The organism is Bradyrhizobium sp. Ai1a-2, from assembly GCF_000426245.1.
Classification (GTDB): domain Bacteria; phylum Pseudomonadota; class Alphaproteobacteria; order Rhizobiales; family Xanthobacteraceae; genus Bradyrhizobium.
Window position 1 is genome coordinate 1 of the sequence record NZ_AUEZ01000058.1, and the last position, 22,074, is coordinate 22,074.

At 61.4% G+C, this 22,074-nt stretch carries 19 protein-coding genes and 2 tRNA genes; 17 read left to right on the forward strand and 4 right to left on the reverse strand.

Translation table 11 applies throughout. The annotated features are described in order from the left end of the window. Positions 1 to 352: 352 nt before the first annotated feature. The 3 genes from K288_RS0129900 to K288_RS0129910 all read right to left on the reverse strand — a co-directional run bounded on the left by K288_RS0129900 (position 353) and on the right by K288_RS0129910 (position 3,216). Complete coding sequence (locus K288_RS0129900) at positions 353 to 1,711, reverse strand: hypothetical protein (RefSeq protein WP_027582878.1); 1,359 nt, start codon at positions 1,709 to 1,711, stop codon at positions 353 to 355. Positions 1,712 to 1,722: 11 nt separating this feature from the next. Continuing rightward, a complete protein-coding gene (locus tag K288_RS0129905; RefSeq protein WP_027582879.1) occupies positions 1,723 to 2,667 on the reverse strand; it encodes a hypothetical protein in 945 nt (314 codons plus the stop codon). A 474-nt stretch (positions 2,668 to 3,141) separates the two neighbouring features. Beyond that, positions 3,142 to 3,216: transfer RNA gene (locus tag K288_RS0129910), tRNA-Thr, on the reverse strand. 291 nt (positions 3,217 to 3,507) lie between these two features. Between K288_RS0129910 and K288_RS49770 the strand changes: the two genes are divergently transcribed. The 5 genes from K288_RS49770 to K288_RS0129935 all read left to right on the forward strand — a co-directional run bounded on the left by K288_RS49770 (position 3,508) and on the right by K288_RS0129935 (position 7,953). Further along, a complete protein-coding gene (locus K288_RS49770) occupies positions 3,508 to 3,705 on the forward strand; it encodes a hypothetical protein (RefSeq protein WP_027582880.1) in 198 nt (65 codons plus the stop codon). A 74-nt stretch (positions 3,706 to 3,779) separates the two neighbouring features. Continuing rightward, positions 3,780 to 5,474 (forward strand): FAD-dependent oxidoreductase, encoded by a 1,695-nt coding sequence (locus tag K288_RS0129920; RefSeq protein WP_043161095.1) that lies wholly within the window; start codon positions 3,780 to 3,782, stop codon positions 5,472 to 5,474. Positions 5,475 to 5,700: 226 nt separating this feature from the next. Further along, on the forward strand, positions 5,701 to 6,009 hold the full coding sequence (locus K288_RS0129925; RefSeq protein WP_027582882.1) for a UBP-type zinc finger domain-containing protein: 309 nt from the start codon (positions 5,701 to 5,703) through the stop codon (positions 6,007 to 6,009). Between the two features lie 336 nt (positions 6,010 to 6,345). Then, complete coding sequence (locus K288_RS0129930) at positions 6,346 to 6,858, forward strand: hypothetical protein (RefSeq protein WP_027582883.1); 513 nt, start codon at positions 6,346 to 6,348, stop codon at positions 6,856 to 6,858. 270 nt (positions 6,859 to 7,128) lie between these two features. Then, entirely contained in the window at positions 7,129 to 7,953 is an 825-nt protein-coding gene (locus tag K288_RS0129935) for an alpha/beta hydrolase (RefSeq protein WP_027582884.1), read from the forward strand. Positions 7,954 to 8,119: 166 nt separating this feature from the next. Here K288_RS0129935 and K288_RS0129940 read toward each other — a convergent pair whose 3' ends face one another. Beyond that, positions 8,120 to 8,764: a TetR family transcriptional regulator gene (locus K288_RS0129940; RefSeq protein ID WP_043161102.1), complete on the reverse strand. Its 645-nt coding sequence runs from the start codon at positions 8,762 to 8,764 to the stop codon at positions 8,120 to 8,122. Between the two features lie 89 nt (positions 8,765 to 8,853). Between K288_RS0129940 and K288_RS0129945 the strand changes: the two genes are divergently transcribed. The 12 genes from K288_RS0129945 (at position 8,854) to K288_RS0130000 (ending at position 21,953) form a co-directional block, all read left to right on the forward strand. Further along, complete coding sequence (locus tag K288_RS0129945; RefSeq protein ID WP_027582886.1) at positions 8,854 to 9,792, forward strand: SDR family oxidoreductase; 939 nt, start codon at positions 8,854 to 8,856, stop codon at positions 9,790 to 9,792. A 158-nt stretch (positions 9,793 to 9,950) separates the two neighbouring features. After that, a complete protein-coding gene (gene murA / locus K288_RS0129950; RefSeq protein ID WP_027582887.1) occupies positions 9,951 to 11,240 on the forward strand; it encodes a UDP-N-acetylglucosamine 1-carboxyvinyltransferase in 1,290 nt (429 codons plus the stop codon). Positions 11,241 to 11,308: 68 nt separating this feature from the next. Continuing rightward, positions 11,309 to 11,743 carry a DUF2948 family protein gene (locus tag K288_RS0129955; protein ID WP_152535737.1) on the forward strand — a complete coding sequence of 145 codons (435 nt, stop codon included), beginning with the start codon at positions 11,309 to 11,311 and terminating at the stop codon, positions 11,741 to 11,743. Between the two features lie 202 nt (positions 11,744 to 11,945). After that, positions 11,946 to 13,241 carry a histidinol dehydrogenase gene (gene hisD, locus K288_RS0129960; protein WP_027582889.1) on the forward strand — a complete coding sequence of 432 codons (1,296 nt, stop codon included), beginning with the start codon at positions 11,946 to 11,948 and terminating at the stop codon, positions 13,239 to 13,241. Then, positions 13,238 to 13,741, forward strand: a complete 504-nt coding sequence (locus K288_RS0129965; RefSeq protein ID WP_027582890.1) for a UPF0262 family protein — start codon at positions 13,238 to 13,240, stop codon at positions 13,739 to 13,741. Before hisD ends, K288_RS0129965 begins: the two co-directional genes overlap by 4 nt. Before the next feature lie 35 nt (positions 13,742 to 13,776). Next, positions 13,777 to 14,241, forward strand: coding sequence for a low molecular weight phosphatase family protein (locus K288_RS0129970; protein ID WP_027582891.1), 465 nt, complete (start codon positions 13,777 to 13,779; stop codon positions 14,239 to 14,241). Positions 14,242 to 14,529: 288 nt separating this feature from the next. Further along, entirely contained in the window at positions 14,530 to 15,162 is a 633-nt protein-coding gene (locus K288_RS0129975) for a Maf-like protein (protein WP_027582892.1), read from the forward strand. Further along, entirely contained in the window at positions 15,163 to 15,405 is a 243-nt protein-coding gene (gene yacG, locus K288_RS55535; RefSeq protein WP_027582893.1) for a DNA gyrase inhibitor YacG, read from the forward strand. Positions 15,406 to 15,566: 161 nt separating this feature from the next. Further along, positions 15,567 to 15,642 (forward strand) — tRNA-Phe (locus tag K288_RS0129985). Between the two features lie 93 nt (positions 15,643 to 15,735). Then, positions 15,736 to 16,419 carry an ImmA/IrrE family metallo-endopeptidase gene (locus K288_RS46930; RefSeq protein WP_256378854.1) on the forward strand — a complete coding sequence of 228 codons (684 nt, stop codon included), beginning with the start codon at positions 15,736 to 15,738 and terminating at the stop codon, positions 16,417 to 16,419. A gap of 477 nt (positions 16,420 to 16,896) precedes the next feature. Then, a complete protein-coding gene (locus K288_RS0129995) occupies positions 16,897 to 20,487 on the forward strand; it encodes an AAA domain-containing protein (RefSeq protein WP_084799781.1) in 3,591 nt (1,196 codons plus the stop codon). Beyond that, positions 20,484 to 21,953 carry a hypothetical protein gene (locus K288_RS0130000; protein ID WP_027582895.1) on the forward strand — a complete coding sequence of 490 codons (1,470 nt, stop codon included), beginning with the start codon at positions 20,484 to 20,486 and terminating at the stop codon, positions 21,951 to 21,953. Before K288_RS0129995 ends, K288_RS0130000 begins: the two co-directional genes overlap by 4 nt. Positions 21,954 to 22,074: the final 121 nt, after the last annotated feature.

The window sequence follows — 22,074 nt, forward strand, 5'->3', positions numbered from 1 at the left end:
TCATTGCGCCCGGCGGCAAGGCGCGGGTTAGGTCTCCTTGATCTCCTTTTGGGTGGCATGGTGAGCATAGACCGAAAACGGCAGGGCGGGAAACATCATTGCGCGCGCCGGACTCCACGCGGGTCGACAAAAATCGACGCACCGACCCGCACGAAGCCGATGCGCCAACTTGACCGGCGTTTGGATGTGCCGGGTTATCCGGCCGCTGCAGTATAACAATGAGGAATTGCGGCGCAGGGCTCGACTGAGAGTCGGCTGCCGCTTCCCCTGCCAAGCGCAATCACCAGCTCTATCGTGAATGGCTTTCCAACCGAGGCGCGTTGACCGAAGGGCTTGAGTATGTGCGCAGTATCTAGCTGGTCTCTATCGATTTCAATTCTTTTCGCGTGCGGACAACTAGTTGCTTGGTTTGCCTATTCCGAACAATCACGTAATCAGTCGTGAAAGCGACTATCTGCCATTCCTTTTCGTCGTACCGCACATCCTCGAACTGCAATGCCCTCATATGCGAGCCATTGGGAGGTCGGTTGAGCCGCTCTGTCTCACGAAGTGCACCTGCCAGCGTTGCAGCAAGGCTGAAGTAGACTAGGCTCATCGCCACGTAAGCCTTCAGGGGGTTCTCAAAGATCGCGATACTTGCTCGGCCCAATACAAATGCACCGACGTAGACTAGCGCGCCGAGCGCCGCAACGTCGTCGATGTAGTCGAGCCGGAAGTATGCGAGCGCCACCGCAACAAAGGAGGAAATGCCAATGAAATGGTAACCAATAGTCGCAATCCTCGCTTGCGTAGAGGTTGTTTGTAGCTCGGTCTGCTGAACCGAATATGAGTTCGACGTGGCAACCGAAACATAGGCAAAAATCGCAGTTAGAACGCCGCCGATCAAAACCTGCCCTGTGAGGTTGAGGCTTGTGGTCAGGTAGTCGGCAACGCCGAAGTAATTCTGGAACGGAAAGCCAAAATAGACTCCAAGGATAAAAATTCGTACATATCCCAAGATTAGGAGGAGAGCGCCACAGAGAGTGATCAGTGCGGTCAAATCGGAGAGCGTGAAATCGATCTTAATGTAGTTGGCTCGCGCAAACCTAAGTTTGAGTTCTCTAACCAACTCGGCGAAAAATTTCCGAACGGCTCTTGCCTTGGTTTTGGCATTCAAGGGCTTCGGCAATAGGTTGAAGCGTACTTTTGATCGCCAGTATTGCACACTGGTCGGTTCTTTTACTTGAACCTCGAGCTTTTCGATTTCCTTCGTTGCCGCGAAGCACACATAGTTATAGAGGTTTGCGTACTTCTCAAATATCGGCGCGAGGTCATGCTCTGCTGCAAAATTTTGCGCGCGATGCTCATCAGGTTTCTTGATGTCGCGCGTATACCAGAGTGCGTATTGCCAGCCGAGCAATAGCCGCTCGTACTGGCCAAATTCGCGGCGGTCATAAATCGCTTTTGTGAGGTAGTAATCGGCCGCGTTGTTGATCTCGTGGGCGAGTGGCGATTCCGTATCAATCAGTTTGCCCTTCGCGACAGAACTCCAGCATTCGATGAAACACGCAACATTGCAGTTTGTCAGCATGCGCTGAAAGAACGACCGACGCCGTCTAAGGGCAACAAAGAACAGCCAGGCAAGCGGTATAAGGACGACCACAAAAACGCGATAAGCATTCAGGCGGCGCAGCCGTTCAGCCAACGCCTTTCGGTTGAGCAGCGAATGCATCGAAATTCCGTTCAATATCGATTGGTCTTCTCGGCTATGTCCATATAGTTCCGAAGGATATGGTCTGCGAGTTGCTGAGGTGTGAACTCGCGGCCCTTCTCGTCTTCGCCAACCCATGCTTGGTAGTCTGTTCGTACGAGTCGGTACGAGTAGCGCAACGATTTCAATTTCCTCGGCTCATCGATCGAACTATAGAAGCCGGGCAACCGTGGAAATCCTTTGAATACGTCGACTAGCAGATAAGCCTCTTGGAGGGAGTTCGCGAAGTACGGACGGAAGCTGCATATAGCGTTGCATGGAGGCAGCCCAGTAAGTATCCGAAATTCCTGTGATCGCTGTGCCGTTATTTTGATGCCTGCCCCGGAAATCTGCTCAGCATGTTGCTCTATGGCACGTGAGAAATCTTCATAGGCCTGAATAGCGCTTCGGACGCCGTGCTCCGATGATTGAAATTGGTCCTGCTTATCCTTGAGTTCTCGCGCTCTACGAAGGCGTGCTGCACGTTCAGCAACGCTTTCTTCCCGGGGGTTGCTGCCTCGCTCTGTAGCGCGTGATTCAATCACCGCTGCTGCGGCTTCTATTCCCCAACGCTCAAGCCCAACGTACAGTCGTGTCTTTGGTAGCCAAGGCGGCATTTGCGGGCGATCCACCGTGGGTACAAAGGTCGTAAAGTCCCAGCCATCATCGAGCGATCTGTTTTTGATGGCGTCGCGTTCAATGCGCGTCCAAGGCGTCTCACCCCATTCTGGCCTGTATAGCACCACGACGAGACGGGCGGTCTTTCCGTAGACCTTGCTAAAGCTCTCTTGCCCGTCCGTGCCCGCGATCTCTCGTTGTCGCTCGCTGTAAATGAACGTTTTTAGGCGCGAAGCCAGCCGATCGTTTAGCTGTGTAGCCACGCCTTCATCGATCGCGCAAAAACTAAAGGCAACGTCGTACTCAAATTCTTCGATCATTCGTCCAGCCCCAGCAATAGCCCGTTCAATAAGATGCTGGTAGTTGCCAATCTGAACAACCGCAGATAGCGGTTTATGCCCAGGAATCGCCCTTCGCGCCTTGCCATCGCGCGGCCAGTACGCTTTTCAACTGTCGCGTCTTGCAACAGTTGAGCGCTTCCGCGCTCTGCTTACCGCTGCATTGTTTCCGCCTATCTTTGCCGCAATCCCGCAATCCGACCTGACCGGCGACTTGGCAATTCGCAAGAGCCGCGCGGTGCGGGTGGACACGTAGCGGGGGTATTGCTTATGCCGTGGGCTTAAGTGGCGGCTCGAAGATTACTCGGCGACGGCGGTTTTCCATTGCCTGGTTTCTAGCTGTTACTGCCGGCAATAAGCTGTGCCGCTCGGTTGGTACCCGGTTGGTACCACGCCAAAATCGGGTACCAACTCGTCGGGAGACGATCTCCTAGTCGATTGATTTTACTGGCTTTCTGGTGCTGCCGGACAGGATTGAACTGTCGACCTCTCCCTTACCAAGGGAGTGCTCTACCACTGAGCTACGGCAGCGTGCCCGGGAATAAAGAATCGGCCGAGTTGGCGCCTGCGGGCGCCGCGGTTCTTGCCACAAGGCCCCCTCCGGCGCAAGCGCGGGGACGGGGCGGCGGCTGGCAAAAACGCTTCGTCTGGTCCGAATTCGGCCCATTCGGCGCGCTTCGGTTCCATCGGCCGCCAGGGAGGCGACTTTGGCCGTTCGTCCGCGTCAACGCGCTGAAGCGCCGGGGTCCTCCCCGATCGACCGGTGCATCTGCCTCGGTGCTTGGTCTATTGTCATGCCGCTATGGCAAGAACGGGTCCAGCATGCAGGACGAGAAGGACGGGCAGGAGCGGCAGGCCGCGATCGCGTCGAACGAGTCGAGACAGCATCGCCTCAAGGCCGCGCTGCGTGAAAACCTCAAGCGGCGGAAATCACAGGCGCGCGGGCGCGGCGGTGTTGCATCTTCCGAACCGGCCGAAGGCCGACTAGATGACGCAAGCGACGGCGAGCCGGGTCGCTAGCCGATCCAGCCTGCCTGCCAACCTGCTTGGCATGGTGGCCGCCGTGTTTCGGTTGAGGGGAGTGAGTAGCTGAGATGGCTGCAGAGACGATAGAGACGATAGCGAGTCCGATCAGCGCGAGGTCCCTCGCGTTTCCACGGCACGAGCAGACCTTTCCGACCCTGACCGAGCACGAGATCGAGCGCATGCGCCGGTTCGGCGAGGTCAGGAACTATAGCGACGGCGAAGCGCTGTTCGAGACCGGCAAGCCGGGGCCGGGCATGTTCGTGGTGCTTTCGGGCACGGTCGCCATCACCCAGCGCGATGGTCTCGGCCATGTCACGCCGGTGATCGATCAGGGCCCGGGACAATTTCTGGCCGAGATTGCCCAGCTCTCCGGTCGGCCCGCGCTGGTCGACGGTCATGCTGAAGGCAATGTCGAGACGCTCTTGATCCCGCCGGAAAGATTGCGCGCGCTGTTGGTGGCCGAAGCCGATCTCGGCGAGCGCATCATGCGCGCGCTGATCCTGCGCCGCGTCAACCTGATCCAGGGCGGCGTCGGCGGCCCCGTGCTGATCGGCCCGCTATCGCTCGGCAGGATTGCGCAGCTGCAGAACTTCCTCGCGCGCAACGGCCAGCCCCACCACGTGCTCGATCCCGCTATCGACAAGGACGCCGCCGACCTGGTGGCGCGTTATTCGGCCACGCGCGCCGAACTGCCGCTGGTGGTCTGCCCCAACGGCAACGTGCTGCGTAACCCGTCCGAGACCGCGCTTGCGATGGCGATGGGCATGATCGGCGGCCACGCCCATGACAGGCTCTACGACGTTGCCGTCGTCGGCAGCGGGCCGGCCGGGCTCGCCACCGCCGTCTATGCGGCATCCGAAGGCCTGTCGGTCGCTGTGCTCGATTCGCGCGCCTTCGGCGGCCAGGCCGGCGCCAGCGCCCGCATCGAAAACTATCTGGGCTTTCCGACCGGCATTTCCGGTCAGGCGCTCGCCGGCCGCGCCTTCAACCAGGCGCAGAAATTCGGTGCGGAAATCCTGATCCCGGTCTCGGTCAGGTCGCTCGACTGCTCCAAGCGGGACGGCCTGTTCTCGATCGCGACCGAATGCGGGCACATCTTGCGCGCAAAATCGATCGTGGTGGCGAGCGGGGCGCGCTATCGCCGGCCGAGCATCGAAAACCTCGAGGCCTTCGAGGGCCGCGGCGTCTGGTACTGGGCTTCGCCGATCGAGGCCAAGCTGTGTGCCGGGCAGGACGTGGTGCTGGTCGGCGGCGGCAATTCCGCAGGCCAGGGCGCCGTGTTCCTGTCGGGCCATGTGCGCAAGGTCTACATGATGATCCGCGGCGGCGGCCTTGGGGCCAGCATGTCGCGTTACCTGATCGAGCGCATCGAGGCGACGCCGAATATCGAATTGATGTTCAACACCGAGATAACGGCGCTGGAAGGCGGCGAGGATTCGGCGCTGCATCGCGTGCGCTGGAAGAGCCGCCTGGCGCCGGAGCAGCACACGCTCGACGTCAACAACGTCTTCCTGTTCGTCGGCGCCGATCCCGCGACCGGGTGGCTCGAGGGCTGCGGCGTCAAGGTCGACCGCGGAGGTTTCGTGCTCACCGGCCAGAACGGGCCGGGGCAATTGCTCGAGACCACCGTGCCCGGCGTGTTCGCGGTTGGCGACGTCCGCTCCGGATCGGTCAAGCGCGTCGGTGGTGCAATCGGCGAGGGCGCCCAGGTCGTCGCCGCACTGCACGGCTTCCTCGCCGACAACGCGAATTCCACGGCTTGAGCGTGTTGAAAGCGCGCCGAACTGTATCCGCGATGGATGCTGCGCCCCCTCTCCCGCTTGCGGGGGAGGGCTGGGGTGGGGGTATCTCCGCGATTCACGCTGTCCTTGCGAGTGGAGAGAGCCGCCACCCGGCGCTGGCGCGCCGACCTCCCCCGCAAGCGGGAGAGGTGAAACAAGTCCGGCCGCGGATTCAAGCAATGGCATTTCGCTCCAGGAGAAATACCGCATGTCAAACGGCTGCACCCATATCGCCGGCATCCAGAGCGTGACGCCGAGTGCGCTCGGCTGCGAGGAATGTCTGAAGAGCGGCAGCCAATGGCTGCATTTGCGCATCTGCCGCAGCTGCGGCCATGTCGGCTGCTGCGACGATTCTCCCAACAAGCATGCGACCGCGCATTTCCACGCGACCGGCCATCCGATCATCGAAGGCTATGATCCGCCGGAAGGTTGGGGCTGGTGCTATGTCGATCGCGTGCTGTTCGATCTCTCGCAGCGCAAGACGCCGCACAACGGCCAGATCCCGCGCTACTATTGATTCATAGTGTGGGGACGCGTAGCCCGGGTGGAGCGGAACGCGTAACCCGGGACATCCGTGTCAGCATACGCGAGCGGCCCCGGGTTACGCTTCGCTCCACCCGGGCTACGGCACTCATTCAGATAGTTTGCAGATAGTTTGGTGATTGCGGTCGGTGTGCTGTCATTTATGACAGGCATGCAAACGGTTTCGGCAGATCCGATACTTTAGTTTATGCGCATCATGTCCAATCATCTTATCTGCATCATATAAATCCAGCCTCCACTGCGCGGGCATGTAGCAATCTCATGTGTTGCATCGTACTGTTCCGTGCGGTTCTCATTGGGAGTGCTTCACATGATGCTGGGTATGAGCTTGGCCACGTTTACGCTTGTTCACGTGGTGATCAGTCTGATTGCCATCGTCGCGGGCCTTGTCGTGATGTTCGGTCTGCTCGGCTCGCGACAGATGCCGGGGTTCACCGCGATCTTCCTGCTGTTCACGATCCTCACCAGCGTCACCGGGTTCATGTTTCCGTTCAAGGAGCTGTTGCCCTCGCATGTCTTCGGCATCATCTCGTTGATCCTGCTCGCGCTTGCCTGTATCGCGCTCTATGTCATGAAGCTTTCGGGCGCCTGGCGCCCGATCTATATCGTGACGGCGATGACGTCGCTCTATCTCAACGTCTTCGTGCTGGTGGTTCAATCCTTCCTCAAGATACCCGCGCTGCAGGCGCTGGCGCCGAGCGTGCCGCCGGCTCCTCCGTCCGGCCCCGTCTTCGCGGTCGTGCAGGGCATCGTGCTGGTGTTGTTCGTGGTGGCGATCATCGGTATCTGGCGGCGGTACAGGCCGATGGCCTCCTTTGCCTGAGCATGCTCCGCAAAAGTGTAAACCGGTTTTCCTCGCGACAAGCACGAACCGATGACAGGCTCCGGTCGGTGATCCAGTGATCACTGCCGTCAGAGATCAGCCGGGAAGTCCCAGCGTACGTGATGCCCCGCTTTCGCGGGGCATCACGAGCGTCTAATCGGATCATGATCTGATTGACATCGTCGTTTGATATCGCAGGGCGATTTTGAAATCCGGAGCATGCCCGGATCGGTATGTTCCATCAGCTCCACTCGCACGAAAGGCTGCGCGATGCCCACCATCACCACCAAAGACGGCGTCATGATTTTCTACAAGGACTGGGGGAGTGGCCAGCCGATCGTCTTCAGCCACGGCTGGCCGTTGTCATCGGATGACTGGGACACCCAGATGCTGTTCTTCGTCAATCAGGGCTTTCGCGTCGTCGCCCATGACCGCCGCGGCCACGGCCGGTCGAGCCAGGTGGGCGATGGTCACGACATGGATCACTATGCCGACGACCTCGCGGCGGTGACGGAGCATCTCGATTTGAAGAATGCCGTTCACGTCGGTCATTCCACCGGTGGCGGCGAAGTGGTTCACTATATCGCGCGGCACGGCGAGAGCCGGGTGGCGAAGGCGGCGATCATCAGCGCAGTGCCGCCCTTGATGCTGAAGACCCCGGCCAATCCGGGCGGTCTGCCCAAGGAAGTCTTCGACGGACTGCAGGCGCAGCTCGCCGCCAACCGCTCGCAATTCTATCGCGAGCTCCCGGCGGGCCCGTTCTACGGCTACAACCGGCCGGGTGCCAAGCCGTCGGAAGCCATCATCCAGAATTGGTGGCGACAGGGCATGATGGGCGGCGCCAAGGCGCATTACGACGGCATCGTCGCCTTCTCGCAGACCGACTTCACCGAAGACCTGAAGAAGATCAGCGTGCCCGTTCTCGTCATGCATGGCGACGACGACCAGATCGTGCCCTATGCCGACGCCGGGCCATTGTCGGCCAAGCTGTTGAAGAATGGCACGCTGAAGACCTACAAGGGCTTCCCGCACGGCATGCCCACCACGGAAGCGGCCACCATCAACGCCGACCTGCTCGCCTTCATCAAGAGCTGAATAACGGTGCTGCGCTCCCTCTCCCGCTGTGCGGGGGAGGGTTGGGGTGGGGGTATCTCCGCGATTCACATTGTCCGCGAGCGGGGAGAGAGCCCCCACCCGGCGCTCTGCGCCGACCTCCCCCGCAAGCGGGAGAGGTGAGCGCGCCCGCGGAAGCGGCGAGCACTCATTCGAAGATCGCCCGGATTGCCGCGAACATCCGCCTGGCGAGAAGCTCCGGCGTTTCGCGGGCGCCCTCGGCGGCCCAGAGCTCGCCGCCGACGCGCATCGCGCCGGTGGCGATCATCGCGACGAGCCGCGCCTGCATCTTGTCCGTCTTGTTGCCTGTGCGCCTGAGAAGCGCATCGGCCAGCGTGCGCTCCAGCTTTTCATACTTGACCTGATCACGCGCCTGCAGCGCCGGGTTATCGCGTTTCAGCCGCGCCAACGCCACCACTTCGGCGGGATCGAGTTGCCCGGCCATCGCGATGACGGCGTTTTCCGCTGCCGCGAGCATCGATTCGCCGGCAGGCCGCGCCGCGACCGCCGCGATCAGCGCCGCGCCAGCTTCCTCCTGCCAGGCGAACACGACGTCCTCCTTGGAAGCGAAATAATGGAAGAAGGTGCGGCGCGAGATGTCGGCACTGGCGACGATGTCGTCGAGCGTGGTCGCCTCGAAGCCGCGCTCCAGGAACAGCGCCATTGCCGCCCGGGTCAGCTTCTCCCGCGTCTCCTGCCGTTTGCGCGCGCGCAGGCCCGGCGCCGCAGGCGCGGTTTTCTCCTTTGATGACCTGCCCTTGGCCGGTCTCCGCAGGGTCGTCGGTCGCTTCAAATCCTTCACCACTTGCAAATTTGCACTTAGTGCACATTTAGCGAGGCGCAGCTGGAAACCACACCCCGATTCGACCAGGAGATATAAGCATGAGCGGCTGGAGCACTGCAGACATTCCACCCCAGACCGGCCGGACTGCCGTGATCACCGGCGCCGCCGGCGGGCTCGGCTATGAGACCGCGCTGGCGCTGGCGGGCGCCGGCGCGACCGTGGTTTTGACCGGCCGCAACGACATCAAGGGCAGGAACGCGCTCGAACGGATCCGCGCGCAATATCCTGATGCCGACGTCAGCTACGAGACGCTCGATCTCGCCAGCCTTGCCTCGGTCGCCGACTTCGCCGGCCGCTTCGCCATCAGCCGTCCTTCGCTCGATCTCCTCATCAACAATGCCGGCGTGATGGCGCTGCCGCGACGGCGGACGACGCAGGACGGTTTCGAGATGCAGCTCGGCAGCAATTATCTCGGCCATTATGCGCTCACCGCGCGCCTGCTGCCGCAGCTTCGCCGCAGCCTCAAGCCCCGGGTAGTCAATCTCTCGAGCCTGGCGCACCGCTCCGGCGCGATCGATTTCGCCGACCTCCAGTCGGAACGCTCCTATCGTCCGTGGCGCGCCTACAGCCAGTCGAAGCTGGCGATGCTGATGTTTGCGCTCGAATTGCAGCGCCGCAGCGATGCCGCCGGCTGGGGCCTGATGAGCAATGCAGCCCATCCCGGCGCTGCGCGAACCGACCTGATCCCGAATGGTCCGGGCGCGAAAAGTCTGGCCGGGCGCTTCGGCCAATTGCTCCTACCCTATATCAGCCACTCCGCCGCTGCCGGCGCATTGCCGACGTTATTTGCCGCCACCTCGCCGGACGCCAGGCCCGGCGGCTACTATGGCCCGGACTGGCTCCACGAGTTGAAGGGGCCGCCGGTGGAAGCGAAGATCATGCCGCAGGCGAGGGATGCCACGGTCGCGGCGATGCTGTGGGAGGTCTCGGCGACGCTGACCGGCGCCTCCTTCGACCAGGTCGCGGCCGCCGCCTGAACTCCGTTTCCGCGCCGGTTGCGGCAGATTTCCGGGGCCGACGCCGGCGCATCGCCCCGGAAATGACGAGGACGCCCACGGAATCGCCCTAAATTTCAACACTTTTTCGGTAGCCCCTTCCTTCGATAGATTCCTCGCGGATCAGAACAAGAGGCAGCATGGATCGCATCCGTATCGTCGGCGGCAACGAGCTCAACGGCACCATTTCGATATCGGGCGCGAAAAATGCCGCGCTGCCTTTGATGATCGCGGCGCTGCTCACCGATGAGACCTTGATCCTCGACAACGTGCCGCGGCTTGCCGACGTTGCGCAGCTGCAACGCATCCTCGGCAATCACGGCGTCGACATCATGTCCGCGGGCAAGCGGCCCGGCGATCGCGAATATCAGGGCCAGACCCTGCACATCTCGGCCGCCGACATCATCGACACCACCGCGCCGTACGACCTGGTCTCGCGGATGCGCGCCAGCTTCTGGGTGATCGCGCCGCTCATCGCACGCATGCATGAGGCGAGGGTGTCGCTGCCCGGCGGCTGCGCCATCGGCACGCGGCCGGTCGATCTCCTGATCCTGGCGCTGGAGAAGCTCGGCGCGGACATCTCGATCGACGGCGGTTATGTGGTCGCGAAAGCGCCCGGCGGGCTGCGCGGCGCCGACATCGCCTTTCCCAAGGTGACGGTGAGCGGCACCCATGTCGCGCTGATGGCGGCAACGCTTGCCAAGGGCACCAGCGTCATCACCAACGCCGCCTGCGAGCCTGAAATCGCCGACGTCGCCGCCTGCCTGAACAAGATGGGCGCCCGCATCACCGGCGCCGGCACGCCCTGCATCATCGTCGAGGGTGTCGCCAGGCTCCATGGCGCGCGCCACACCGTGCTGCCGGATCGCATCGAGGCAGGCACCTACGCGATGGCGGTCGCCATGACCGGCGGCGAGGTGCAGCTTTCCGGCGCGCGTCCTGAACTCTTGCAATCGGCGCTTGACGTGCTCGGCGAGGCCGGCGCCACGGTCAGTGTCAACAATGACGGCATCCGCATCGGCCGCAACGGCGCCGGCCTTCGCCCGGTGCAGGTCACGACCGCGCCGTTCCCCGGCTTCCCGACCGATCTGCAGGCGCAACTGATGGCGCTGATGACCTGCGCCGGCGGCGCGTCGGTCATCACCGAGACGATCTTCGAGAACCGCTTCATGCATGTGCAGGAACTGGCGCGGTTCGGCGCCAGGATCTCGCTCGACGGCGACACCGCCACCATCCGCGGCACCGACAAATTGCGCGGCGCGCCCGTGATGGCGACGGACCTGCGCGCGTCCGTCTCGCTGGTCATCGCGGGCCTTGCCGCCGAGGGCGAGACCATGGTCAACCGCGTCTATCATCTCGATCGCGGCTTCGAGCGGCTGGAGGAGAAACTGTCGGCCTGCGGGGCGTCGATCGAGCGCATTCGCGACTGACAGGGGTTTTGCAAAGGGCAGCGCGGGCACATATGGGAACCGGTTTCCGTCCAGGAGCTTCTTTCCGCATGATGCCGCCCGCCCCGCTCAAACTGATCGCACTCGACGCCGACGATCTCGCGGTGATCTCGACCCATGTGCAGGATGCCAGGGTGCAGGCCTCCGACATCGTCTGGCGGCAGGGCGAGAAGCGGCTCGTGGTCGGCATGTCCAGGCTGGACTGGGAGCAGACGCTGTCGGGCGAAACCGCCTCGCGCCGCCTGATCGCGGCGTTGCGCTTCGATCGTGTGCTTGCCTGCAAATCGCGCAAAATCGACCTGGAGGCGCCGGACGCCACCCTGGAACTGCTCGGCATCGAGTTTCACCAGGGCGCCGCCCCCGGCGGCAGCGCGCTGCTCCTGTTCAGCCAGGGCGCCACGCTCCGGCTCGACGTCGAATGCCTGGAATGCGAATTGACCGACCTCGGCCCCGACGACCTCGGCACCGCCCCGGCGGCCGAGTGATCCCGCGTCGTCCCCCCGGGAAAGTCCCGTAGGGTGGGCAAAGCGCAGCGTGCCCACCATTCCGAGCACGCCGTTAGATGGTGGGCACGCTGCGCTTTGCCCACCCTACAGCCCCGGCGCCTTTGTCGGCCATCGAGGGTTGACGGCCCCTATTGGCCGCGCCATTGAGCAGGGACCCTGAATCCAAATTCAAGAACGCCCCATGCCCCTCCGCCTGGACCGAAGCAGCGCCGATTTCGAGCAGCGCTTTGCCGCCTTCCTTGCCGCCAAGCGCGAGGTTTCGGCCGATGTCGAGCGCGCGACGCGGGCGATCGTCGACGACGTGGTGGCGCGGGGCGATGCCGCGCTGATCGAGGCGACGCGGAAGTTCGACCGGCTCGAGCTCGATGCCTCCAGCTTGCGCGTCACCGCAGCCGAGATCGATGCGGCGGTGAAGGCCTGCGATGCCGCCACGGTCGAGGCGCTCAAGTTCGCTCGCGACCGCATCGAGACTTTCCATCAGCGCCAGCTGCCGAAGGACGAGCGATTCACCGATCCGCTCGGCGTCGAGCTCGGCTGGCGCTGGAGCGCGGTCGAGGCGGTCGGGCTCTATGTCCCCGGCGGCACTGCGGCCTATCCGTCCTCGGTGCTGATGAATGCGGTGCCGGCCAAGGTCGCCGGCGTGCCGCGCGTGGTGATGGTGGTGCCGGCGCCGGACGGCAAGCTCGACCCGCTGGTGCTGGCGGCCGCCCAGCTCGGCGGCGTCTCCGAAATCTATCGCGTCGGCGGCGCGCAGGCGGTCGCGGCGCTCGCCTATGGCACGGCCACGATCGCACCGGTCGCCAAGATCGTCGGCCCCGGCAATGCCTATGTCGCCGCCGCAAAGCGGCTGGTGTTCGGCAAGGTCGGCATCGACATGATCGCGGGTCCTTCCGAAGTGCTTGTCATCGCCGACGACACCGGCAATGCCGACTGGATCGCCGCGGATCTGCTGGCGCAGGCCGAGCATGATGCGAGCGCGCAATCGATCCTGATCACCGACTCTGCGCGGCTCGCCACCGATGTCGAACGCGCAGTGGACGCACAGCTTGCGACATTGCCGCGCGCAGAAATCGCGCGCGCGTCCTGGAATGATTTCGGCGCGATCATCCTGGTGAAAAAGCTCGACGATGCTGTGCCGCTCGCGAATGCGATCGCCGCCGAACATCTGGAGGTCATGACGGCCGACGCCGAGGCCTTCGCGGCAAAGGTCCGCAACGCCGGCGCGATCTTCATAGGCGCCCATACGCCGGAAGCGATCGGCGATTACGTCGGCGGCTCCAACCATGTGCTGCCGACCGCACGCTCGGCGCGTTTCTCCTCCGGCCTCGGCGTACTCGACTTCATGAAGCGGACTTCGATCCTGAAATGCGGCCCCGACCAGTTGCGCGCGCTGGGGCCGGCCGCGATGACGCTCGGCAAGGCCGAGGGGCTGGACGCCCATTCCCGTTCTGTCGGATTGCGCCTCAACCTCTCATGAACAAGCCGCCTACTGAGGAGGATCCCAGCAATCGCATCGTCGCGGTGACGCTCGACGAGGAATCGATCGGGCGTTCCGGGCCTGATATCGAGCATGAGCGCGCGATCGCGATCTATGACCTGATCGAACAGAACCTGTTCGCGCCGACCGGTACGCAGCCCGGGCCGTACACGCTGCATCTCGCGATCACCGGCAACCGGCTGATGTTCGACATCCGGCGCGAGGACGGCACGCCGGTGGTGGCGCATCTGCTGTCGCTGACGCCGTTCCGCCGGATCGTGAAGGATTATTTCATGATCTGCGACAGCTATTATCAGGCGATCCGGACGGCGACGCCGGACAAGATCGAGGCCATCGACATGGGCCGCCGCGGTATCCATGACGAGGGCTCGCGCACGCTGCAGGAACGCCTGAAAGGCAAGGTGCGGGTCGATTTCGAGACCGCGCGGCGGCTGTTCACGCTGATCTGCGTCCTCCACTGGAAGGGGCAGGACGCATGAGGCGCGCGCGGCCGCAATCGAACAAAGCCTGACGCATGGGGGCGCCGCCCGCGCGCAATCCGCAGGCCGTGCTGTTCGCATGCGGCCAGAACAGCGTACGCTCGCCGATGGCTGCGAGTCTGTTGCAGCAGATGTTCCCGCAAGGGCTTTATGTGCGCTCGGCAGGCGTGAAGAAGGGCGAGCTCGATCCGTTCGCGGTCGCCGTGATGGCCGAGCTCGGCCAGGATATCTCCTCCCACAAGCCGATCACCTTCGACGAGCTCGAGGATTGGGAAGGGCTCAATTTCGACCTCATCGTCACGCTGTCGCCTGAAGCTCACCACAAGGCGCTGGAATTGACCCGCACGCTTGCTGCCGACGTCGAATATTGGCCGACCCACGACCCGACCGGCACCGAGGGCAACCGCGAGCAGAAACTGCAGGCCTACCGCGAAGTCTGCGACACTCTCCTGATCCGCATCCGCCGCCGTTTTGCCAGAGCCGGCGCCACGAGCGAGTAGCTTCCGGCAATTGCCCCGCCATTCCCCGCTTGCTCCCGCCTCTCCCTGCAAGGGAGAGGCCGGATTGCATCGCTGGATACAATCCGGGTGAGGGTCCCCGGTCTCTCGAGGGACCACCGCGGAGACACCCCCCCTTGTCGCTTCCCTGACAAAGAGCTGTGCTTATGGGCGGTATGTCCTCCTGCCGGAAATGATTCGCATCCGGGTTCCACGGTTGTGAAAGAAGGCCCCTTCCGATAGGTTCCGCGCGCGTCTACCCACCCAATCTCGCTCTTCCCAAGAACCTGCATGCTTGGCCGTCCCAAACTCGTTCTTGCTTCCGGCTCGCCGCGGCGGCTGGCACTGCTCAATCAGGCCGGCATTGAGCCCGACGCGCTGCGTCCGGCCGATGTCGACGAGACCCCGCGGCGGGGCGAGCTGCCGCGCGCCTGCGCCAATCGCCTGGCGCGGGCCAAGGCCGAAGCGGCGCTGAAATCGGTGCAGCTCGATGAGGACATCCGCGGCTCCTTCATCCTGGCCGCCGACACCGTGGTCGCGGTCGGCCGCCGCATCCTGCCGAAGGCCGAGCTGGTCGACGAGGCCGCGCAGTGCCTGCGGCTGCTGTCGGGCCGCAACCACCGCGTCTACACCGCAATCTGCCTGGTGACCCCGCGCGAGGCGTTCCGCCAGCGCCTGGTCGAAACCCGCGTGCGTTTCAAGCGTTTGAGCGAGGATGACATCCAGGCCTATATCGGTTCGGGCGAATGGCGCAGCAAAGCCGGCGGCTATGCCGTGCAGGGCATTGCCGGCTCGTTCGTGGTCAAGATGGTCGGTTCCTACAGCAATGTCGTGGGACTGCCGCTTTATGAAACGGTCACGCTGCTCGGCGGCGAGGGTTTTCCGATCCGATACGGCTGGCTGAACACCGCTACGGTGGGCTGAATGCCGGAACAACGAAGACAGGCGGGCGCCGCACAGGCGGCTGCGAAGGCGGAGAAACCGTCCAAGAAACCGTCCAAGAAATCGTCCGAGAAACCGTCCAGGTCGTGCCCGATCTGCGGCAAGCCGGCCGAGCACGCCTTCCGCCCCTTCTGTTCCGCCCGCTGCCGCGACGTCGACCTCAACCGCTGGCTTTCCGGCACCTACATCGTCCCCGGCCGCGACGACGAGGCCGAAGAGGAATAGTTAATATTGTCAATAAGTTGGGGATAACGCGGCACGGCCCCGCTGGCTTCGCGAAGCGGGCCGCCACTGGCGTAGCCAAAGGCGAAGCCGGGTAGACATCGCCCCTCCACCCCACTATAACCCGCCCGCTCGCTCGGCCTTTTCCGGCCCTCATGCGACCTGCCCAGGTAGCTCAGTTGGTAGAGCATGCGACTGAAAATCGCAGTGTCGGTGGTTCGATTCCGCCCCTGGGCACCACGCTTCTGTAGCGCGACCCATAAGTTGGGACTCCCGCCAGCTTTGTGAAACTGGCTGTGCTATTCTCGAGGTCAGCCTAGTGAAGGGTCCTCTATCCTCGTCAACCGCGCGGCGCCTTCTGGCCGCCGCAGATTCACCATCGGGCATGAGCTGGGGCACTTCTTGATTGTGTCTCACAAGCCGGTCGAAGCCGGCAAATTCCTTTGCTCGCGGGCCGACATGGCCAAGTGGTCGACTGACCAGGGCGACCGCTACGCGCGCATGGAGGCGGAGGCGAACGAATTCTCCGGTCTCCTGCTGATCCCGCCGCCCGCATTGCGGAAGTTCATCCCGAAGGGTGATCCGACGCTCGCACACATTCCTCTGGTCGCGAAACATTTCGATGTCAGCAAGGAGGCGGCTGCCCGCGCGTACGCGCGGTATCACCCCGAGCAACTGGCCATTGTGGTAATCAAGGACGGCATCGTCCGGCGCGCCCATAAGGGACCGACGTTCCCGTGGATTTCAGCCGCCTATGGCAAGCCCGTGCCGAAGGCGTCTAGCTTCTATGCGAAGGACCTGCACCAGCGCGCGGCCAGTGAGTTGTCATCGATCATTCCCGAGCATTGGGTCGACCTCAAGCAAGGGCAAAGAGCAGAGCTCTTCGAGCAGGTGTATCCTCAGCAAGAGGGATATGCGCTGCTGATGCTCTGGCTCGAGATCGAGGAGGCCGAAGAGGTGGACGACGACCGGACGTCGGCGCAGCGCTTCAGAGATCAGCGGGCGCGCTGGCGCTAGTCGTATAATCGCATTTGCGATTATGTGAGCCGCTTTTGTACTTACCTAACGTCGATCCAAGGCGGCGAGGACGGTTTTGGAGGTTAACGACAGCCGAGGATTGGCAATGGTTGATCCTGCAGGCCACAAAGCGCGCCTTGGAACGCATTGGCGTTCTTAGGGGCATCTGTTGCGGGTCCTCGCAGTTGCTCCTGTTTTATGGAAGCAATGCGCTCTCACCGATCGCGAGATGCTCTCTGCTAAAAAGCCGAGCGGATGACGATCATACTGGAGCCCGGACGTGGCTCTGCGTGACAAGTCCACCCGTCGGGCCGATACCGATTCCGACGACCTCCATTGCTGCGTCTCTGGGGCGGCCTGGCTATCTTCGGCGCATGGTCCCCTGTGTCGAGGCCCCGCACGCCATCGCCAACATACTAGCACACACGGCGGTATTGAGATTCACGAGCCGCGGTAGCTCGGATTGCGAGCGTCTCGATGCGCGAACCGGTTAGCGTTGGATGGACTGCTTTAGTAGTCTTGATTTTTCCGATTGTCCGCCGTGTATTGTACAGCCTTGGGTTTCTCCCCGAAGAGTTGGTGTGCAGAGAAGATCAATTGACCTTGAGCTTTCCTAATGTGGACGGTTACGCAATCCTCAGGCAACCGCCCGCAACGGGGCGGACAGCTCGGGTGTACCGAGCCGTTTCGTTGGAAAGTGGAGCTCCTGCAGCCATCAAGATGTTGTCGGCGTCCGTAGAACCATCGACGTTTCTCGACGAAGCGTTCAAACGAGAAACGACGGCGCTCGGGGAGCTGATGCATCCTCATATCGTCAAGATGTTCTCATCCGGCACGGCCGGCACCGGTGAGAAATTCATTGTGCTCGAGTGGATGGAATCCGATCTACTGAAATGGAAGGAGCGAAATTCAGGATTCGAGTGGGGTAGCTTCTGGGAGACAATCGGACGTCCACTAACGGCGGCTACCGCCTATGCCCATTCCCGAAACATCGTTCATCGAGACCTGGCGCCCCGCAATATCCTCTTCAGCGACGATGGTACCCCAAAAGTCGCCGACTTCGGCGTTTCCAAGCTACGTCGTTTCCTTCGTAGTGAACGGACGCTCCGGGAGTTCGTAAGTCCACCGTTCACTCCGAAGGAGTCGGACGACGGTTCTGGAAGCTTCACGCGCGACGTCTTTGCGCTCGCAACTTTGTTCGTTTGGGCTGCTGCGCCTCGCCCGCTTGCTACCTATGAAGACGTGGGGCGATTCGCTTCCGCGACCGATGCATTCGAGGGTAGTTTGCGCCAGTGCCTGCTGTCGGCCTTAAGCGACGATCCGGACGAGCGGCCGGCCACCGCGGAACAACTGTTGCAGCAGATCGAGCGCCTCCGTAGCAGTGTAAGCAGCAGGAAGCGCTCGGCGTTGAGTTGCCAACTGAGCCTACACGAGCAAAAGGCGGATGCCATAGCGCGAGCGTTCGGCCTGAGTGACCGACGTGACGTCGAAGACGCTATATTGGACGACTTGAACGCAGTTTGCGGTTTGAAGCCAATGCCGCCATTGCCGACTGCAGCTTCGGAAGATCGAGACGAATTGCTCGATAATCTGCAACTGCTCGGCCTGACGTTCAGCTATCACGCTCGGGTGGATGTGCGCGGGCAGGATAGACTGGTCATCTTAGGTGCGCGAGAAACGCCAAGTGGTCTGCTCGATCGGCAGCGCGAAAGCGCCCTGGTCGTACCAATAGACTTCCGATTTGCTCCACGTGGCCGCCAGGCAGATCGGCAGGCGGTTGCCGAGCTTCAGCATATGCTGTCGGATCACCTGGCAAGTCTGGACCAAGCTTCGGAAGACGATATCGAGACGCGTCTTTTCGACATGTGGTCGCGAATCCTCCAGGCCAAGCAAGATGTGGAGGCATCACGCGAGCGACCGATTCACTACGTGCGCTTCAGTTTGGACGGGCAAAGAGTAGCCTTCAAGACCTACGGTCCGATACCCGCTGAAGTGATGCATGAGCCTCGTCAAGTCCGTCTAAACGACGGCTCATTTCTGACGGGGCATGTCGAGGCCGTGCAAGGAGACGAGGTCACGTTCTACGTAAGTGCGGGCGACGTCGGTCAACTGCGGCCGACGGGGGATATCGTGTTCAGCGTGTACGCGTCGAGTGAAGCTCTTCGTCGTCAACAACGAGCGCTGGACGCCTTTCGTCAAAAAAACGTCGCTCTCCCGCGACTTGCGAGTGTTCTTACCGAGCCCGAGATCGCCCAGCAACCCGAGGACGTTTCGATCGCAAAGTTCTTCCAAGAAAACCTCGACGCGGACAAGAAGAAGGCGATCCAAACGGTAATTGGAGCTCCGGAAGTGGTCCTGCTCAAAGGGCCTCCGGGAACTGGTAAGACCACCTTCATTGCCGAGCTTATCTTGCAGATATTGGAGCGATCGTCCGACGCTCGGATATTGCTTTGCTCGCAGACCAACGTCGCAATCGACAACGCCATCGAGCGCCTCACTGAGCTAAGCCCTTTGGCGTCCCGATCCATTGAGGTCGTCCGGTTGGGAAACAATGACGAAAAAATCGCCGTATCTGTGGAGCCGTTTCGGTTGACGAGCCGGCTCCAGGCTTGGACGAAGGAGGTTACGGCGCGTGTCGACAGTTACATTCAGAATGAAGCGTCGCGGCTCAATCTCGATCATCGAAACGTAGCAATCGGTATCCTGCTGGAGAAGTTGCTCGCAACACACCAGGAGCTCTCGCAGCTCAACGAGCGACTGCGAGAGGAAGAGCAATCGCTGGAACGTATGAGGGGGCGGGGCGCTACCGAGATCGAGGATCAACGGATTGACCTTGACGTGGCTGGCAGCGTGAATGCGCGACGGTTGGAGATCGCTCGGATCCGCGACTTGATCCGGCAGACGAACGAGCTTCACAATTTGACCAAGCAACAATTGACGGGGCTGGGCGGGGAAGCAGAGGAGCTTGCTACGGCGCCCCCCACTTACCTGAAGGATTTCGTCGATCTCTATTTCGACGGCCCCGGTGACGTCGAACACCTGAAGTCGCTGATGAACCTAGGCGCGGATTGGACTGCCCGCTTCGGCAGGCAGGATCATTTCGAAGCGCCATTTCTTTCTATGGCCGATGTCGTCGCTGGCACCTGCGTCGGAATAGTCGGACCGAGGTCTGCCGCCGATCTCGCATTCGATCTCTGTATCGTAGACGAAGCCTCAAAGGCCACGGCGACCGAAGTGCTCGTCCCTCTGTCGAGGGCCAAAAAATGGCTGCTAGTCGGAGATAGCAAGCAATTGCCTCCCTTTCAGGACGAAGCGCTGCGAGACAAGGAAATACTTGAGCGCTACGACCTTCGCCGCGAAGACGTTGCCGAATCTCTGTTCGGCTATCTCGAGCGTCGTCTTCCCAAAAGCTGCATAACCGCTCTCACGGTTCAGCATCGCATGATTGCTCCGATCAGCGACATGATTGCGCATTGTTTCTATCCGGATCAGACGCTCGAATGCGGCCGCGAAGACAGCGGTCGGAATTTCAGTCCGGTTCTTCCAGCGCCCGTCACCTGGTTGGATACGTCGAAGCTCCCTTCTCGGCGGGAGACGGAAAGCGAGACAGGCGTGTCGAACCGGCTGGAATGCGAACTCGTCAGGACCAGACTTCAGGCACTCAACCGCCGTTTGGCGCGTCTAGATCGAAAGAAAGAAGCAAAGAAGGTCAGCGTCGCTGTTCTCACAGGCTATGCGGAGCAGCGAAATCTATTGGAGAGAACGCTGAACCCTTTGTCGCACAAATGGACCCACGTCAACATTCTGCTGAACACGGTGGACGCGTTCCAAGGAAGGCAGGCCGACATGGCCATCTATTCGGTGACGCGGTCGAACGACTTCGGGTACCTAGGGTTTCTGAATCAATCTCCGCGGTTGAATGTGGCCCTTTCTCGCGGGCGAGACGCGCTTCTGATCGTCGGAGACAAAAAGTTTTGTTCCGGCATACATGGAGAGAATCCGTTTCGCGAGGTGATCGACTGGATCGATTCGAATACCCAGTGTGTGGTCGAGGTCGCAACCAAATGACGCCGGAAGAGACAGCACGCTACCATTCCGATCGACCTGGTTTCGAACTCATAGATTTCGCAGAAGTCGGATTGCCCGTATTTAAGATCTACATCATCGCTTCGTTGTTACTCCATACGCCGTTGCCGCCGATATTCGAGTTTGTCCTCCGATGCGTGAAATTGGGGGTGGATACTTGCGGTGAGATATCCGCTTGTCTCGGCATTCCTTCCCGAATGGTCGATCAGGCCCTCAAGGCGCTTTATCGCGCCGAAGAATTGGCCTTCGTTCCAAACGATCTCTCCGAAGCTGACCGTTTCATTCTGACGCGAAAGGGCGAGCGGACGGTGACGTCGCTGGAGCAGATACTTCCCGAGCTACAGACACTACCGATCTATTTTGACGGGCTTACGAGAAAGCCGATTGCGCCGCCGGCAATTCAGCTACTGAAGGGCAAGGAGGCAGTCGATTTCGGATTGAAGGAGATTCCCGCCCTGCCGGCGACGCGCGTCGAGGCAGAAGACATCGATATTTCCTTAGCCGCGCGGTTGTTCAATCAGGAACGGGTAGGAGAGGCCCGTAGGGACCTTCTCGCGATCAAAGCCATCGACCGGCGCATGCGTCTACATCTGCCCGCGACGGTACTTGTGTTCAGGTCTACCGATGGCAATGAGGTCGAACTATCATTCGCGATTGAATCCAAGCTGCTTGACGATCACAGCAGGGCCTTCGCACTCGCGGAGGGTCCCAAGAAGGCTCGGCTGCTAACGGATCTGGCGAAGCCGCATCTCATCGGAACCGATTCCTTCTCGCGACGAATTTCGGCGATCGACCGCCAGATAGACGAGGTGTCGGCAGCCGCCAAGAAGCCTCGACTGACGCTCTTGCCAAGAACGCCACAACTCCCGCGAAATTCGCTTCGTCGTCTGAGCGTGCTCGAGCACCCTCCGATTTTGTGGGATGCCATCACGACCGCCAAGGATCGTTTGCTGATCATTTGTCCGTGGATCACAGCTCAGGTCGTGGACGCCAAGATGCTGAAGGAGATCGAAGCCTTGTTGGAGCGCAAAGTGCGCTTCTACCTGGGTTTTGGTCTTGACGAGCAAGGCGGAAAGAAGGCCAAGCCGATACCGGAGCAGCTTGAGAAACTGTCGCTTAGGTACAACAACTTCGTCCTTCTTCGGCTTGGGAATACTCACGAAAAGATTCTGATCAAGGATCGTGAGTACGCCGTCCTCACGAGCTTCAACTGGCTATCGTTTAAGGGCGATCCGACGAGAGCGCTTCGGCTGGAGCGCGGTGTATGCATATCTGAACCAGAATACGTGGAAAGTGAGTTCGTATCATTGGCTCCGCGCTTCGATGCTCCCGCTGGAAGACGGAAGGGCGGGCGAGACGAGAATGAGCCAAAGGGAGGAAAGCACCTGCCGGCGTCTGCATCTAAGCAGCACGGCTCCAGCGAGGAGCCTCGTCGGCAGGGCAAGTGATAATCCGCCTTTAGGTCCTCCAAAGTCAACCCTGGAAAGTGATGACGCGCGATGTCGAGCCGCCACTCTCTTCTGAACATGTTTAATACGAGGTTGGGCCGGGCTCCTATGCGGGCAGAAA